The 16,224-nt window shown below is 71.5% G+C and carries 13 protein-coding genes and 1 tRNA gene; 8 read left to right on the top strand and 6 right to left on the bottom strand.

The window, feature by feature from the left end; translation table 11 throughout:
- Positions 1-34: 34 nt before the first annotated feature.
- The 6 genes from BLR91_RS08520 (at position 35) to BLR91_RS08495 (ending at position 6,375) form a co-directional block, all read left to right on the top strand.
- Positions 35-1,288, top strand: coding sequence for a glycosyltransferase (locus BLR91_RS08520; protein WP_172823197.1), 1,254 nt, complete (start codon positions 35-37; stop codon positions 1,286-1,288).
- Positions 1,289-1,307: 19 nt separating this feature from the next.
- Positions 1,308-1,381, top strand: a tRNA-Ile gene (locus BLR91_RS08515).
- An 87-nt stretch (positions 1,382-1,468) separates the two neighbouring features.
- The gene (locus BLR91_RS08510) at positions 1,469-2,710 is read left to right on the top strand and encodes a hypothetical protein (RefSeq protein ID WP_089875735.1); all 1,242 of its coding nucleotides are present in this window, start codon (positions 1,469-1,471) and stop codon (positions 2,708-2,710) included.
- 105 nt (positions 2,711-2,815) lie between these two features.
- On the top strand, positions 2,816-5,041 hold the full coding sequence (locus tag BLR91_RS08505; protein ID WP_089875736.1) for a glycosyltransferase: 2,226 nt from the start codon (positions 2,816-2,818) through the stop codon (positions 5,039-5,041).
- A 33-nt stretch (positions 5,042-5,074) separates the two neighbouring features.
- A complete protein-coding gene (locus BLR91_RS08500) occupies positions 5,075-5,668 on the top strand; it encodes a hypothetical protein (protein ID WP_089875738.1) in 594 nt (197 codons plus the stop codon).
- Between the two features lie 113 nt (positions 5,669-5,781).
- A complete protein-coding gene (locus BLR91_RS08495; RefSeq protein ID WP_089875741.1) occupies positions 5,782-6,375 on the top strand; it encodes a 4'-phosphopantetheinyl transferase family protein in 594 nt (197 codons plus the stop codon).
- A gap of 13 nt (positions 6,376-6,388) precedes the next feature.
- Here the strand turns inward: BLR91_RS08495 and BLR91_RS08490 are convergent, their stop codons facing one another.
- The 5 genes from BLR91_RS08490 to BLR91_RS08470 form a co-directional block, all read right to left on the bottom strand.
- Positions 6,389-7,693 (bottom strand): M1 family metallopeptidase, encoded by a 1,305-nt coding sequence (locus tag BLR91_RS08490; protein ID WP_089875743.1) that lies wholly within the window; start codon positions 7,691-7,693, stop codon positions 6,389-6,391.
- On the bottom strand, positions 7,690-11,670 hold the full coding sequence (locus BLR91_RS08485; protein ID WP_089875744.1) for a Pls/PosA family non-ribosomal peptide synthetase: 3,981 nt from the start codon (positions 11,668-11,670) through the stop codon (positions 7,690-7,692). The genes BLR91_RS08490 and BLR91_RS08485 overlap by 4 nt, the downstream gene beginning before the upstream one ends.
- Before the next feature lie 50 nt (positions 11,671-11,720).
- Positions 11,721-12,083, bottom strand: a complete 363-nt coding sequence (locus tag BLR91_RS08480; RefSeq protein WP_018190954.1) for a hypothetical protein — start codon at positions 12,081-12,083, stop codon at positions 11,721-11,723.
- 62 nt (positions 12,084-12,145) lie between these two features.
- Positions 12,146-12,625, bottom strand: coding sequence for an NUDIX domain-containing protein (locus BLR91_RS08475; protein ID WP_089875746.1), 480 nt, complete (start codon positions 12,623-12,625; stop codon positions 12,146-12,148).
- Positions 12,625-13,335: a potassium channel family protein gene (locus BLR91_RS08470; RefSeq protein ID WP_089875748.1), complete on the bottom strand. Its 711-nt coding sequence runs from the start codon at positions 13,333-13,335 to the stop codon at positions 12,625-12,627. The genes BLR91_RS08475 and BLR91_RS08470 overlap by 1 nt, the downstream gene beginning before the upstream one ends.
- Before the next feature lie 76 nt (positions 13,336-13,411).
- Between BLR91_RS08470 and BLR91_RS08465 the strand changes: the two genes are divergently transcribed.
- Entirely contained in the window at positions 13,412-13,870 is a 459-nt protein-coding gene (locus BLR91_RS08465; protein ID WP_020074800.1) for an NUDIX domain-containing protein, read from the top strand.
- A 121-nt stretch (positions 13,871-13,991) separates the two neighbouring features.
- Here the strand turns inward: BLR91_RS08465 and BLR91_RS08460 are convergent, their stop codons facing one another.
- Positions 13,992-14,327 carry a hypothetical protein gene (locus BLR91_RS08460; protein ID WP_089875750.1) on the bottom strand — a complete coding sequence of 112 codons (336 nt, stop codon included), beginning with the start codon at positions 14,325-14,327 and terminating at the stop codon, positions 13,992-13,994.
- Between the two features lie 116 nt (positions 14,328-14,443).
- On the opposite strand from BLR91_RS08460, the gene BLR91_RS08455 reads away from it, so the two are divergent.
- Positions 14,444-16,171 (top strand): bifunctional 3'-5' exonuclease/DNA polymerase, encoded by a 1,728-nt coding sequence (locus tag BLR91_RS08455; RefSeq protein WP_089875752.1) that lies wholly within the window; start codon positions 14,444-14,446, stop codon positions 16,169-16,171.
- Positions 16,172-16,224: the final 53 nt, after the last annotated feature.

Here is a 16,224-nt window from a genome sequence, read left to right as displayed (position 1 = left end):
CCATCCGAAGCCCACGACCGAGGGAACGAACCACGTGCCTGACTCGAGCGGACCGCATCCCACCCCTGCCGCCCCGGCTGAGAAGAAGCCGCTGACCATCGTGATGGGGTGCGACACCTTCGCCCCCGACGTCAACGGCGCTGCACGTTTCGCCGAGCGCCTCGCCGCCGGCCTGGTCGAGCACGGCCACGACGTGCACATCGTCGCGCCGGCCGCGAGCCGCAAGCACGGCACGTGGATCGAGGAGCACGAAGGCCAGAAGATGACGGCGCACCGGCTCCGCAGCTGGCGCTGGTACCCGCACGACTGGCTGCGGTTCGCCCTTCCGTGGATGAGCAAGGCGAACGCGCGCCGGGTGCTCGACGAGGTGAAGCCGGATGTCGTGCACTTCCAGTCGCACATCGTCGTCGGTCGTGGTCTCGCGGCCGAGGCCGAGAAGCGCGGCATCCGCATCGTCGCGACGAACCACGTCATGGCGGACAACATCGTCGAGTTCACGCTGCTGCCGAAGTTCCTGCGCAAGACGTTCGTCAGGCTGGCCTGGGCGGACGCCCGCAAGAGCTTCGACCGCGCAGAGTCGGTCACGACGCCCACCCGCAAGGCGGCCGAGTTCCTCGAGGCGTCCACCGGCCTCCGTGGCGTCCACGCGGTGTCGTGCGGCATCGACGCCCACAACTACACCCCCGACTTCACCCCGCGCACCGGCAACCGCATCCTGTTCGTCGGCCGTGTCACCGGCGAGAAGCACATCGACGTGCTGCTCAACGCGGTCAAGCTGCTGCCCGAGGACCTCGACGCGCGCCTGCAGATCGTCGGCGGCGGCGACCAGCTCAAGAACCTGCAGTCGATGGCCGAGACGCTCGGTATCGCCGACCGCGTCGAGTTCCTCGGCTACGTGAGCGACGAGGAGCTGCGCCAGGCGTACACGCGCGCAACGGTCTTCGCGATGCCGTCGATCGCCGAACTCCAGTCGATCGCGACGATGGAGGCCATGGCCTCCGCCCTCCCGGTGGTCGCCGCCGACGCCATGGCGCTGCCGCACCTGGTCCACGAGGGCGAGAACGGGCACCTGTTCCGCCCGGGCGACGCGCAGGACCTCGCGGACAAGCTGGAGAGCGTGCTGCGGCTGCCCCAGGAGGAGCTGGATGTGCTCAAGCGCGCGTCCCTCCGCATCGTCGCCGCGCACGACATCCAGACCACGATCAGCACCTTCGAAAGCCTGTATCGTGGGGAGCCGGTGGCCGAGCCGGTGACGGACGCGGCCCCCAGCGTGCCCGCTCCCGAGTGACCGGAGCCGGCGCACGATCGGGGCGGTAGCTCAGCTGGTCAGAGCAGGGAACTCATAATTCCTCGGTCACGGGTTCAAGTCCCGTCCGCCCTACTTCTCGCCTGACAAGAGCGGGCACTCGGCACGACGGTCGGGCGCAGTGAGCGGAGGGGACGACGGGCGGGCTGGTAGAGTCCTCGGGTGAGTCAGACCCGTCGTGCCATCGCCGGCGGAATCCTCCTCGTCGGTGTCGCCACCATGCTCGCGAACGCGGCGTCGTACCTGCTGTCGATGTTCGCTGCACGGCTCATGAGTGTGCCCGAGTACGGGGCGCTCGGGGCGATGCTCAGCGTGTCGATCATCGGGGGGACCGCAGCACTCGGCATTCAGGCGGTCGCGGCACGCCGCATCGCGAGCTCGGGGCCGGGAGAAGACCAGGAGCGGGCGGCCGTCGTATCCCTCGGCCTACGCCTCACCGCTCTGATCGCTGTCGTGGGGCTCGCCCTCAGCTGGCCGCTGGCCGTGCTCTTCGACGTCCCGTTCGCCGCCGTCGCCCTCACTGTGCTTTCGGTGGCTGCGTCGGTGATGGGGTTCGGAGCGCTCGGTCTGGTGCAGGGGAACGAGCGCCACGGCCACTACGGGTACGCGTACGCCGCGATCGGCTGCCTCCGTGCCGCCGGAGGAATCGTCGCCCTCTTCATCCACCCGGATGTGACCTCGGCCTGCGCGGGGATCCTGGTCGGGAGCATCGCGGGCACCGTCGCCGCCGTCATCATCGCGGGGCCATCGCGGCCCCGGCTGCGACTGACGCCGCGGCTCGCCCGGGAGTTCGCCGCGACGACGGGTTCGCTCGTCGCGCTGTACGCCCTCTCCAACGTCGACCTCCTGCTCGCTCGCATCTTCCTCGACGGGACGGGGTCGGGGGAGTACGCGCTGGGCTCCCTTGTGGCGAAGATCGCCTTCTTCCTCCCCTATGCCGTGATCACGGTGTTCTTCCCGAAGATGTCGGCGGGGACGATGCGCCACGCGTTCGCCCTTGCGACCGGTCTGTCGGCCGCGATCGGGGCGGTGGCGACCGTCGGAGCCGCCGTCCTCGCCGGTCCGCTCGTGTGGCTGATCGGAGGCGACAAGTACGCGGAGTTCGCGTCGCTCGCGTGGCTGTTCGCGCTCGAAGGCAGCCTGTTCGCCGTCGTCCAGGTGATCCTCTATGCAGGTTTTTCGTCGGAGGCGCGCGCTCTGGGCATCCTCACCGGCTGCGCGCTGATCTGCCAGGTGGTGGTCGTCTCCCTGTGGGCGCATCAATCGGTCTCCGCGATCGTCATCTGCACATCGGTGATCGCTGCCGTCCTCGTCGTCGTCGGGATCGTCGTGGAGTTGCGGAGGACAAAGGGCCGCGCGTCCGGCGCGGAGACGCAGGGGCTCGTGGAGACGCCGCGCGGATGACCAGGGCGCGTGCGGCCCGCTGTTAGACTCCGCGGGGGTGTTCGGACAGGCCGGCACCCGAGGCGCCCCATCGGGCACGACCACCGCGAGGATTTCCGCTCCAGCATGTCTCTCCAGATCAGAGCCGATTCGGCGAACCGTCTGTGGCCACGATCCACCAGCATCTTCCTCATCCTCGTCGGGGTGGTGCTGAGCGTCCTCTCGTTCATCGTCGTCATCAACATGCCGGCGCTGCCGTGGCACCCGGCGCGCTCGGACGAGCTGCAGGCGACCTACGACGCGTTCCGCGAAACCGGGACGCTGCTCATCAAGGCCGTGCACTCCGGCTCCTACTACACGCAGGTCCCGGCGCCCGGCCCGTGGGTCTCCGCCGCCTGGGATGACGACCCCGGCGCGTATATCGTCGCCAGCCTGATGAGCCTCGTCACGCACTCCGCCTCGGCCTACCCGGGGCTGGGCATCGCGGAGGCGCTCCTCGTCGCCCTGCCGCTGCTCTGGCTTCCGACCGCCGTCGCTCGTATCTTCAAGCGAGCCAGGGCCGGGTACGCCGTCGTGCTGCTGCCTCCGCTGATGTGGCTGCTGAACAACGGCACCATCCTCGCGGGCACGGAGTACGGCCTGTCCGACTCGGTGAGCACCACGCGGGTCTACGCCTTGTACGGCATCGCCGCGTCCATCGCCTTCCTGTCGCTCTCTCTGCTGGTGCTTTTCTGCACCTTCCGGCTCCGAACCAGCCTCCTCATCGCGGTGAGCTGCGGATTCGTCGTGCTTGCGGCGATCGGCGACCTCTCCCGCTCGCTGTCCGGGATGGGCATCGCGGCCGGTGTGGGCGTGCTGTGGTGGCTGCACGTGCGGAAGAAGTGGCGCTGGCTGGCCGGGCTCGGAGCCGCCGTGGTCGCGGTCGTCCTCACCTTCGGGCTGCAGACGGCGACGATGACGGGCCTGAACGCCGCACGCAGCGCGACGACGGGCCAGAGCATGGCGGATCTCCCGAACGCGCACGGCACGTGGCATCCGCTGTACCTCGGCCTCGCCTACCCGCAGCCGATCACCGGCCAGCCGTCGCCGCTCGGCATCGTGTGGTCGGACAAGTTCGGCTGGGACAAGGCGCGCGCCGTCGACCCGGACGTCGTGATCGCGAGCGACAAGTACGACCTGATCATCAAGGACCTCTACCTCGACCAGGTCAAGGAGCACCCGCTCACGGTCGCGAAGCTCTACCTGCAGAAGTTCCTCTACGTGGTCAAGCACTTCGGGGCGATGCTCGCCTTCATCCTCGTCGGACTCGTGCTGGCACTGATGAGACGGGCGCCGCAACGCCGGCCGCTGGGGGCGGCGATCGCCGTGACGATCCCCACGATCTTGCTCGGTCTCATCCCACCGGTGCTCGTGATGCCGCTGCTGTACTACTACTCCGAGCTCACCGCGGCCCTGAGCATCCTCGTCGCGATCAGCCTCGGCGGTCTCGTCTGGTCGCTCACGTCGATGCCGGCACACGTGCGGGCTTCGGAGCGCAACCGCCTGAGCACGCGCGCGCTGCCCGGCGAGCCTCGGTCGGAGTCGCCCGTCCGCCTCAGCGTGATCGTCCCCACCCGCAACGGCTCGGCCGTGCTCGGCGGGACACTGGCCACCCTCGGCGCCGCCCTGACCTCCCGCGACGAGATCATCGTCGTCGAGAACGGCTCCACCGACGACACCTGGGAGATGTTGCAGCGTGAGCAGGCGTCGTGGTCCGGCATCCCCCAGCTCGTCTTGCGGCAGTCCCAGCCGGGCCTGGGCGAGGCCCTGCGCACCGGAGTCATGAACAGCCGTGGGAACCGCGTCCTGCTGACGGCCGACGACCTCCCGTTCGGGATGTCCGATTACGAGCAGTTCGAGCAGCTGCCGGACGACGTCGTGGTCGCCATCGGATCGAAGGCGCACCCCGACTCGCGCGTGCGCCGCTCCTGGCGGCGTTCGGTGCAGTCGCGCATCTTCCGGTTCCTCCGTGAGGCGCTGCTGCAGTCGAAGGTCGGCGACAGCCAGGGCACCATCTGGGCCGACGGCGACTGGTGCCGCTCGCTCGCGGTGGTGTCGCGGGAGTCCGGCCTGATGTGGACGACGGAGCTCGTGCTCGCGGCCGAGCAGCAGGGGCTCCGGGTCGTCGAGGTGCCCGTCGTGCTCAGTGAGTCGCACGAGACCGGTTCGAGCCGGTTCCGCTTCGGAGACGCCTGGCGGTCGGTCGTCGGGTTCACCCGACTGGCCGTGTACAAGGACGACTACAGCGACGAGAACTGGGTCGTGCCACTCCATCCGCCGGTATCCGTCCGGTCGGATGGTTCAATCCCCTAGCTATTCCGGGAGCCGGGGGTACCGTGACACGGCATGAACACAACCGGATGGATCGTCCTCATCGTCGTCGTGGTGGTCGTCATCATCGTGATCGCCATCATCGCCGCCACGGTGGGCCGCAACCGCAAGCGCGAGGCGGATCGTCGTAAGGCGGAGGAGATGCGGCAGTCTGCCGCGCAGACCGAACTCGAGGCGCGCGAGCGCGAGGCGAAGGCCGCCCGGGCCGCCGCCGATGCGAAGCAGGCCGAGGTCGACGCCGAACGTCTGCGTCGGGAGGCGGAGGAGCGTCAGAGCGCTGCCGCCGACGCCCGTACCGAGTCGGAGGAGGCCCTGCGCCGCGCCGACCATGTGGACCCCGACGTGCGCACCGACCGTCACGGCAACCGCGTCGACGACGGCGCGCGTGCCGACACCGCTGCACCGGCGGCCGCACCCGGCACGACGGCGGCTCCGGCCGCCGCACCCGGGACGACCGCGGCACCGGCCGCTCCCGCTCCCGATCCCGATGCGGCACCTGTCGCCGACCGGCCGCAGGACCCGAACGCGGCGGTGGACGACTCGCCGCGCCGTGCTGCACGTCACGAGGCGCCCCGTTTCGACGACGGCACCGGCGGTACCGCCCGCTGAGTCCCGCCCCCCAGCTGCGGGCCGTCGGAAGCGAGACCGGCGGCCCGCACTTCTCTGCCGTCGACGCGCAGCGCGCTAGCATCGTCACGACCGGCACACGGGACGGAGGTGCGATGCCCGCCCTCGTCATCGTCCCGCATCGCTCAGTGGATGCCGCCCTCGTCGCGCGCGTCGCATCCCGTCTCTCGGAGGGCGATCTCGCGCGGCTGTCGTCGCTGCACCACGACCTCGACGGTCTCGCGGCCTTCGTCGCGGGGCGGGCAGCCCTCCAGCGCGCGCTGAGCGATGCGGGAGCCCCGGATGCGCGCATCGACGCGACCTGCCCGGACTGCGGACTGTCGCACGGCCGGCCGGTGGTCGTGGACGGGTCCGGGCGCCTCTCCGTCTCGGTCTCGCACGCGGACGGACAGGCGTTCGCGGTCGCTGCCCGGTATCCCGTCGGCATCGACGCGGAGACAATGGGCGCTCTGCGCGGGCGCGCACAGGCGATCGACGAGCTCGCTCCCGGCCACGGCGACCCCGGACGTCGGTGGACGGCCGTCGAGGCCGTGCTCAAAGCCGACGGGAGGGGGCTGCGACGGGATCCCGGTGCCGTGCGTGTCGGGCGGCTCTCCGCGCGCCTCGACGGCCGCCTCTACACGCTGCGCACCACGCGCGCGGGCGACTGCCTGATCACCGTGGCGACGGGCTTACGTCGCACGGTGTGACCGCGCCGCGAGTTCAGCGCCCGAGCGACGGCAGCCGCGTCTCCCGCAGCCAGGCATCGAAGAAACCGCCGAGCGGCTCCTCCGAGAACCGCTCCGCGAGTGCCTCGAAATCGGCGCTCGTGACCGTCCCGAACCGGTTCTCCCGCGTCCAGGTCCGCAACAGCTCGAAGAACACGTCGTCGCCCAGCCGCAGCCTGAGTGCGTGCAGCAGGCACGCGCCCCGCTTGTACACGCGGTCGTCGAACATCGAGTCCGGCCCCGGGTCGCCGAGCAGCAGGTCGCCGGGCGTGACGCGCAGAGCGGCGTGGTGGATGCGCGCGTGCGCCGCCGCGGACATCCCGCCGGAGACCTCCGACCACAGCCACTCGGCGTAACAGGCGAACCCCTCGTTCAGCCAGATGTCGTGCCAGGAGGCGAGCCCGACGCTGTTGCCGAACCACTGGTGCGCCAGCTCATGGGCGACCAGGCGTTCCGAGCCGCTCCGGCCGTCGGCGTGCGACGACCCGAAGGTCGCCATCGCCTGGGATTCGAGCGGGATCTCCAGCGCATCCTCCGTGACGACGACCGTGTACGACGGGAACGGGTACGGCCCGAACAGCGTCTGGAAGCGCTCCAGCATCCGCCCGACGGGTTCGAAGTCGTGCAGCACGCGGCGTGCGAGAGCGGGCGGATAGGCGACCACCCACTCCACACCGGCCGTCCGCCGCGGTTCGAGCGTGTAGCGGCCGATCTGCACCGACGCGAGGTAGGTCGCCGTCGGCTCCTCGCGCTCGAACGTCCACGTCCCGCGCCCTCCGCTGACGCCGTGCCCGGTTGGCTCGCCGGTCGCGAGCACCGTGTACGCCTGTTCGGTCGTCACGCGGATGCCGTAGGCGGCGCGGTCGGAGGGCCGGTCGTTGCACGGGAACCAGGTGGGCGCTCCGGAGGGCTGCGAGGCCACGATGACCCCGTCGGTCAGCTCCTCCCAGCCGAGCGTGCCCCAGCGGGTCCTGCGCGGCACGGGCGAGCCGTCGTAAGCGATCTCGACGATGAACTCCTCGCCGGCCGGGATGGGCGACGCCGGAAGGATGCGGAGGTGCGTCGCGCTCTGGCTGAACCGGGCGCGCTTCTGCCCGTCCACCCGCACCTTCTTGGCCTTGAGATGGACGAGGTCCAGCACGATCGCCGTCAGCGGGACGTCGGCCCGCGCGCGGATCAGCGCCGTCGCATCCAACCGGTTCGTCGTCACCCGGTAGTCGAGGTCGAGGTCGTACCGGAGGACCGAGAAGTCGTGGGTGCCGGAGCGCGGCAGGTAGGTGTGCGGTGCTCCGTCGCTCATCCGCCGGCCCGCGCCCGGTACTCGCGCACGACGACTTCGCGCCACGGACCGATCGGGTTGCCGCTCCAGCGGCTGCCCGCGGGGACGGTCTCGCCGCGCATCACGAGGGAGGCGGGCCCGACGGTCGCGTCGGCGCCGATATCGGCTGCGGGCAGGATGACGCTGTGCGGCCCGAGCGTTCCGCCGCGTTCGATGGTGACCTGGTCCATGCTCATGATTCGATCATGGAACAGGTGCGTCTGCACGACGCAGCCCCGATTGACGGTGGATGCGTCGCCCAGCGTGACCAGATCGGCCTCCGGGAGCCAGTAGCTGTCGATCCAGACGCCGGAGCCGATCCGTGCGCCGAGGCTGCGCAGCCACCACACCAGCGCGGGGGTCCCGGAGGCCGCCCAGGCGAACCAGGGCGCCGCGACCATCTCTGTGAACGTGTCGGACACCTCGCTGCGCCACACGAACGACGACCAGAGGGGATGCTCGCCCGGCTTCAGCCTCCCGATCAGCGCCCACTTGGCGGCGGTGCTGAGCGCTGCGGCGACGGCGCCCGCGAGCAGGAGGACGGGCCCGCTCAGGATGATCGCCCAGATCGGACCCCAGGCCACGTCCACGGCGCCCAGCGCGATGACGACGGCCAGGCCGATGGCGCAGGTGACGATCACGGGCACGATCCGCAGCAGCTCCCACGCGGTGCGGGCGACCCGCAGGCGCGTCGGCGGCTCGAAGGTGCGCGAGAGGTCGGCGTCCTGCGTCTGGCGGCGGAGCTTCACGGGCGGAGAACCCAGCCACGACGTGCCGGCCTTCGCCTTGCGCGGCGCGAACGACAGCACGGCGACCAGGCCGTCACGAGGGACCCGGTTGCCCGCTCCGGCCATTCCCGAGTTTCCGAGGAAGGCGCGCGCCCCGATGTCGACCGCGGCGATGCGGACGTATCCGCCGCCGAGCTCGTACGACGCCACGAGCGTGTCGTCGGCGAGGAACGCGCCGTCGCGGATGCGGGTCATGCGGGGGAGGAGCAGCACGGTCGATGCCTCGACATCGGAGCCCACTCGGGCACCGAGCATCCGCAGCCAGACCGGAGTGAACAGGCTCGAGTACAGCGGGAAGAGCATCGTGCGGGCCTGGTCGAGCAGACGCTCCGTCGACCACGCCTGCCACCCCGTCCTGCTGCGGACCGGGTAGATGCCCTCGCGCATCCCGATGCCGAGCAGCCTGACCAGCACGACGACCAGCGCGGCGAGCACGACGCCGGCGACGAGCGTGCCGGGAACCAGGCCGGCCGCAGCGCGGGCGATCACGTCGCCCCAGCCGGCCGCACCACGGAGGAAGGCGGCGACCACCGCGGCACCCGCCGCGAGGGCGACAACCGGGACGAGCGAGACGACGATCGACGACAGCGCGTACGCGGCGAGCCAGCGGGTCCGGCGTTGCGGCCGCTCCTGCGGCCACCAGTCGTGCGCCCGGCCGACGCGGACGGCGGGCGAGCCCGACCAGTTCTGGCCCGCGGGCACCCGGCCGAACACGGCCGACCCCGGGGCCACGGTCGCGTTGCGGCCGATCTTGGTGCCGGGCATGAGCGAGCTGCGTGCGCCGACCGAGCTGCCGGCGCCGATGCGGATCTCGCCGATCCGCACGACGTCGCCGTCGATCCAGTAGCCGGCCAGGTCGACCTCCGGCTCGATGGAGGCGCCGGCGCCGATCCGCAGCATCCCGGTCACCGGCGGCAGGGTGTGGAGGTCGACGCCGCGGTCGATCGTCGCACCGAGCGCGCGGGCGTAGTACAGGATCCACGGGGCTCCCGCGAGGCTGGCGGCGCCGATCTGGTGGGCGACCTGCTCGGCCAGCCACAGCCGGAGGTGCACGCCGCCGCCACGGGGATGGTCGCCCGCCCGCACCCCGAGCAGGAGCAGCCGGGCGGCGACCACCGCGATCGCCATACGCCCCCAGGGCGTGACGAACACGACGAGCCCGAGGATGAGCCAGACCGGGTCGGCCGCGGGCAGCACGTCGAACCCGCCAAAAGGCCGCAGCAGCGCGGACGCGGCCAGCAGATACAGCAGCCAGCGGATGCCGCCGAGGATGAACAGCGGGATGCCGAGGACGGTCTGCAGTGCACGCATTCGCAGCGGGGTCGGCGGGACCACGTGCGTGGACGCGGCCGACGACGACGGCGAGCTCTCCGCCAGCGCCTGCGCCATCGCCCCGAAACGCGGCGTCGCGTACACGTCGGCGACGGTGATGTCGGGATGCCGCCGGCGGATCAACGACACCAGCTGCGCCGCCGCCAACGAACCTCCGCCCAGGTCGAAGAAGTTGTCGTCAGGGCCGGTGACCGGCAGCCCGAGGACGCTGCGCCAGTCGTCCGCCAGCGCGGCTGCCACCGGGTCGTCCGTGGTCGCGCCGTCGGACGCGGTGTCCTCCAGCGGCCACGGCAGCGCGGCCTTGTCCACCTTGCCGGAGGTGCGCACCGGAAGCTCGTCGATCACGGCGAGCAGCGGAACGAGCGCGGCGGGAAGCGTCTCGCGCAGCTGGGCGAGCGAGGCCGCGCGGTCGAAGGATGCGGCATCCGGCACGGCCAGGTAGCCGACCAGGATGTCGTTGCCCGCGGCGGAACGGCGAACCGCGGCCGCGGCACCGGAGACGCCGGGAAGCTGCTGCAGCGCCGACTCCACCTCGCCCAGCTCGATCCTCCTGCCGCCGACCTTCACCTGGTCGTCGGCGCGGCCCTGGTAGAACAGCCCGGCCGGGTCGAACCGCACCAGGTCGCCGCTCCGGTACGCGCGCTCCCAGCCGAGCGTGGGCATCGGCGCGTACTTCTCCGCGTCCTTCGCCGGATCGAGGTAGCGGGCGAGGCCGACGCCGCCGATGACGAGCTCGCCGCTCTCGCCGTCCGCGACCGGGCGGCCCTCCGAATCCACCACCGCCAGATCCCAGCCGTCGAGCGGCAACCCGATGCGCACGGGCTCGCCCGCGACCAGCGGTGCCGCGCATGCGACGACGGTCGCCTCCGTCGGCCCGTACGTGTTCCACACCTCGCGCCCCGGTACGGCGAGCCGGCTCACCAGCTCCGGCGGGCACGCCTCCCCGCCGAAGATGAGCAGCCGGACGTTGTCCAGCGCATCCACCGGCCACAGCGCCGCGAGGGTCGGGACGGTGGAGACCACGGTGATGCGGCGGGCGGAGAGCCAGGGGCCGAGGTCCATCCCGGTACGGACGAGCGCGCGCGGTGCGGGCACGAGGCAGGCGCCGTGCGCCCAGGCCAGCCACATCTCCTCACAGGATGCGTCGAACGCGACCGAGAGCCCGGCGAGCACGCGATCCTGCGGGCCCATCGGCTCCTCCTGCAGGAACAGCCGGGATTCGGCGTCCACGAACGCGGCCGCGGACCGGTGGCGCACGGCGACGCCCTTCGGCGTTCCCGTGGAGCCGGACGTGAAGATGATCCACGCGTCGTCCTGCGGCTCCGGAGGGGCGACGACGGGGAGCGCAGCCGTCGAGGGATGCGGCGCGTCGCGGAGCACCTGCTGCGGCGCGTCCTCGCCCGCCAGGACCAGTCCGGCATCGGTCAGGACCGCCCGGACGGCGGCCTCACCGAAGACGAGGTCGGCGCGCTCCTGCGGGTCGTCGGCGTCCACCGGCACGTACGCCGCGCCGGCCGCGAGCACGCTGAGGATCGCCAGGTACAGCTCCCGGCTGCCCGAGCTCATCCGCACGCCGACCCGGTCGCCCCGGCTCACGCCGTGCTCGCGCAGACGGCCTGCGCCGGCCGCGACCCGCGCCAGGAGTTCGCGATAGCTCAGCGCTCCCGCGGCGTCCTCCAGCGCGGAGGCATCGGGGAAACGGCGCGCCGTCTCCGTCAGGATGTCGATCAGCGTTCGCGCGGGAGGCGCATCCTCCGACCGCAGCAGCAGACCGGCGCGCGGGCTGCCGGCTGTCGGCACGTCGCCGTCGGACACATCGGTCAGGGGAGCATCGGCCACGGCCGCACGCTACGGGTGCCCGGTAAAGCGCCGGTGAACGGACGCCCCGATCACCCCTCGCCCAGCGCGTGCAGCAGCTGGGCCTTGTTCATGCGCGAGTACCCCTGGATGCCGCGCGCCTTCGCCCGGTCGCGCAGCTCGCGGAACGTCGGGATGCCGGTGCTCGACGCGGGCGCCGCCACGTGCTCGACGATCTGCTTCGCCGAGGTCCGTGCGTCGTCCGCGGTCTTCTTGGCCCGGCGGACCGCCTTCTTCGCATCCTTCGCGGCCTGCTGGAGGCGGTCGGCAAGATCCTCCGCCTCGCGCCGTGTCTTCTTGTCGAGCTTCTTGACCGCCTGCTCCGCTTCGCCGACGGCGACCCGCGCCGCGTCGAGTGCCTTCTCGGCGGCCTTCTCGGCCTTGCTCTTCGCCACAGCCCCTCCTTCGGGTTCCGCCCTGCTGAGGCTTACCCTACGGCGCGGGGAAGCTGTGGGGACTAGTGGATTTCCGCGTCCTCCTCCAGGCGGGCGAGCAGCGTGTCCAGAATGGGCCGCTGGGCTTTCGTCAGCTTCAGGCGCGCGTCGTCCACCGAGAACCACCGGGCGTCGTCGATCTCCGGGAACTCCTGCATCCGACCCGATCGCGGAGGCCACTCCAGCTCGAACGTGTTGCTGTCGATCGCGTCCGGCTCGAACTCCGACTCGGCGGCGAACACGACGATCGTCTTGCCCGAACCACGGAACTCGCCGAGCGGAACGTAGTCGGCATCCGGCGCGGGGGAGCCCATCTCCTCGGCGAACTCGCGGCGCGCGGCGGCCAGCTCGTCGCCCAGGTCGTCGGACTCCACGATGCCCTTCGGCAGCGACCATGCCCCCTCGTCCTTGCGCGCCCAGAACGGGCCGCCCATGTGGGCGATCCACACCTCGACGGCGGCGCGACGGCGGTAGAGCAGGAGGGCGGCGCTGCGGGCGGGCATCAGGCTGCCTTCTCCTCGAGAAGCTCTCTCAGTTCCGCGATCTGCGCCGACAGGGCGACGATCTCACCGTGCGTCGCAGCGCGCTCATCCGCCTCCGTCTCCGCCACACGTTCGACGATCCACGAGGCAAGGGTCGCCGTGACGATCCCCAAGGTGGCGACGCCGCCGACCATGAGTCCGACCGCGACCAGCCGCCCCGTCTCGGTGATCGGGGTGAAGTCGCCGTATCCGACGGTCGAGATCGTCTCGAACGCCCACCAGACGGCCTGAGGAAACGTATGGATCGGTGAAGCCGGCGCGGACCGCTCGGCGTCCAGCACCGCGAGCGCTGCGGTGAACACAAGCAGAGCGACGGCCCCGGCGACGTACATGATCACCCGCCCGCGGAACGCGCGCCCGGCCGTGCGTTGGAGCACGGCGAGGACGGTGACCAGGCGGAGGAGGCGCAGAGGCCGGAGTGCCGGCAGGACGACGATCGCCAGGTCGAGAAGGTGAGTGTAGAACCAGCGCCACCTGCGCGGGGCCAACACGAGGCAGACGACATAGTCGATGACGAAGGCCGTCCAGGTAACGGCGATCACAGCTTCCGCGACGGCGGAAGCCGACCCCGCGAGGTCTCCGATGACTTCCCAGGCGTATGCGATCAGGAAGAGGAATGCGGCCGCCGTGAGCGGCCAGTCAGCGATTGTGCGCCAGCGCTCCAAAGTCATGGCAACACATTAGGACCGCGCGTCGTCGTGTGACACCTCGTGCGTGCACCCGCTCAGGCGCGACTAACGTGGAGCTGTGGACTCGGGAGACGCGTGGGTGGAAGGGCCGGACGGCCAGCGGTTCTGGGGTCGGTTCGGCGCCGCCGGGCTGCTCGTGCACGACCTGCGGCGCGGCATCCTGCTGCAGCACCGGGCCGACTGGAGTCACTTCGGCGGCACCTGGGGGCTCCCGGGCGGAGCGCGCCACGCCGGTGAGAGCGCTGTCGACGGGGCGCTGCGGGAGGCAGCGGAGGAGGCCGCCGTACCGCCCGACGCGGTGCACGTGCTGTTCGAGAGTGTGCTCGACCTCGGCTTCTGGTCGTACACCACCGTCGTCGGTCAGGCCGTGCGCCCGTTCGAGCCGCACATGGCGGACGTGGAGAGCATCGAACTGCGCTGGGTGCCGGTCGACGAGGTGAACGCGCTCCCGCTGCATCCGGGCTTCGCGGCGTCGTGGCCCCAGCTCCGCGCGCGCCTCACCGCCCTCTCGGACTGACCGCCCAGCCCACCCGACACCCCAGCCAACCTGACGCCCCAGCCAACAGCTCCTGAGTTTTTCGGGTCGACACGCGGGTCCGGGCCGGAAAAACTCAGGAGCTGTTCGCTGGGGGCGTGGGTCAGGAGGCTACGCGCGGCCAGAGCAGGGCGCCGGGGACGTCCTCGCAGCCGTCGGGCAGACCCGTGTACGACGCGGCACCGGGATACGGCACCGTGCCCGGGTACGCCGGTGCCCCGGGATAGCCGGGCCGGCCGCGGTACGGGGCGTCGGCGCGGGCGAACAGCCGGTCGCCGCGGACGGTTCCCAGATAGTCACCATCGGGCGTGACGGCGTCGTCGTCGCCCCAGGGGAACCATCCGATCCAGTCGCCATCGGGGTTGAAGAGGTCGCGGGAGGTCAGGTCGCTTCGGAACGCGATCCAGACCCCCTGGCTGTCGTGCAGGTAGACGGTCATCGTCGATCATGCCTTTCGGGTCGGCATCGTCGTTCCGTGAATTATCCTCAGCTGCGGGCCCGCAAGCAAGCATTCGGGCGTCGGTCCGTGTCGGCGGTCGCGGCGAGAATGGGAGGGTGCACATCCTCCTCGAGCGCGTCGGGCGCGGCGACGTCCGCGCGACGCGGCTCGATCCGTCGCACGGCGGCGGGGCCGAGCGGAGCGCGACCCTTGCGCTCGACGCCCTGCCGGAGCTCGTGCGTACGGAGGAGACGGGCGCGGCAGGCGGCGGCGATCGGCCGCGCTGGGTGTGGGATGACACGCGGGCCTGGTATCCCACGCTCCTCTCCGCCGGGGTGCGGGTGGAGCGCTGCGTCGACCTGCGGCTCTGCCACGTGATCCTCCGCAACTCCACGCTGACCGCATCCACACCTCTGGCGCGTGCCGAGCCGGGTGCCTGGGATGTGGCGGTCGAGCCCGAGACCGAGTCGCCGGCCTCGCACACGGCTCTCTTCGACTTCGACGAGGCCCTCTTCGATTCTGTGGAGCCGGCCGAGACGGCGAACGCGACCACGCCATCCGTTCGCGATGAGTTCGCAGCGCAGGAGGAGGCCGTCGCCGCGAGCGCCGACCCGCGCCGCCTGCGGCTCCTGCTCGCGGCCGAGTCCGCAGGCGCGCTCATCGGAGTGGAGCTGCAGCACGCAGGCCTGCCCTACAGCGCCGAGCGGCACGACGAATTGCTGACCGACCTGCTCGGCCCCCGTCCCGCGTACGGTCGTCCCGCCGTACTGGAGACCCTCGCGCGGGAACTCCGCGACCAGTTGGATGCGCCCGATCTGAACCCCGACAGCCCGCCGGACCTGCTCAAGGCCCTGCAGCGCGCCGGCATCATGGCGACATCGACGCGGTCATGGGAGCTCCGGCGCATCGAACACCCCGTCATCGACCCGCTGCTGCGCTACAAGAAGCTGTCGCGGCTGCTGACCGCGAACGGCTGGACGTGGCTGGACGCCTGGGTGCACGACGGCCGCTTCCGGCCTGACTACGTTCCCGGCGGCGTCGTCACCGGCCGCTGGGCGACCCGCGGCGGCGGCGCCTTGCAGCTGCCGCGGCAGGTCCGCGGGGCCGTCGTGGCCGATCCGGGCTGGAAGCTGGTCGTGGCGGACGCCGCCCAGCTCGAGCCGCGCGTCCTCACCGGACTCTCCGGCGACCAGGCGATGGCCGCCGCCGGCCGGGGCAAAGACCTCTACGAGGGCATCGTCGCGTCCGGCGCCGTCGAAGCCCGCGCGCAGGCGAAGGTCGCCATGCTCGGCGCGATGTACGGGGCGACGACGGGGGAGAGCGGCCGACTGATGCCGCGACTCACGCGCGCCTTCCCGCGGGCCGTCCGGCTCGTGGAGGAGGCGGCGCGGGCGGGGGAGCGCGGCGAAAAGGTCACATCCCGGCTCGGCCGCAGTTCGCCGGTTCCGGGCGGCCGATGGGCGGCGGCTCAATCGGCGGCGTCGGCGTCCGATGCGACCGAGGCCGACGAACGGCGTGCCCGCGGCCTGTCCCGTGACTGGGGCCGGTTCACCCGCAACTTCGTCGTGCAGGCCAGCGCCGCCGAGTGGGCGCTGTGCTGGATGGCCGAGCTCCGCAACCGCCTGACCGCCCTCGCCCCGGATGCACCGCTCACGGCATCCCCGCATCTCGTCTACTTCCTGCACGACGAGGTCATCGTCCACACCCCGGAGGCGCTGGCGGACGAGGTCGCTGCCGCCGTGCACGCCGCGGCGGAGCAGGCGGGCAGGCTGCTGTTCGGCGCATTCCCGGTGGAGTTCCCTGTGACGGCCGCGATCGTCGACAGCTACGCTGAGGCGAAATGACGTCGCCCGCGGAATGCCCGAGTGTCGGAGTTGGTTGTCACCTCCGACCTGAC

Source organism: Leifsonia sp. 466MF (assembly GCF_900100265.1).
GTDB lineage: Bacteria > Actinomycetota > Actinomycetes > Actinomycetales > Microbacteriaceae > Leifsonia.
Note: the sequence above shows the minus strand (reverse complement) of the source record. Positions and strands in the feature narration are given on the sequence as shown.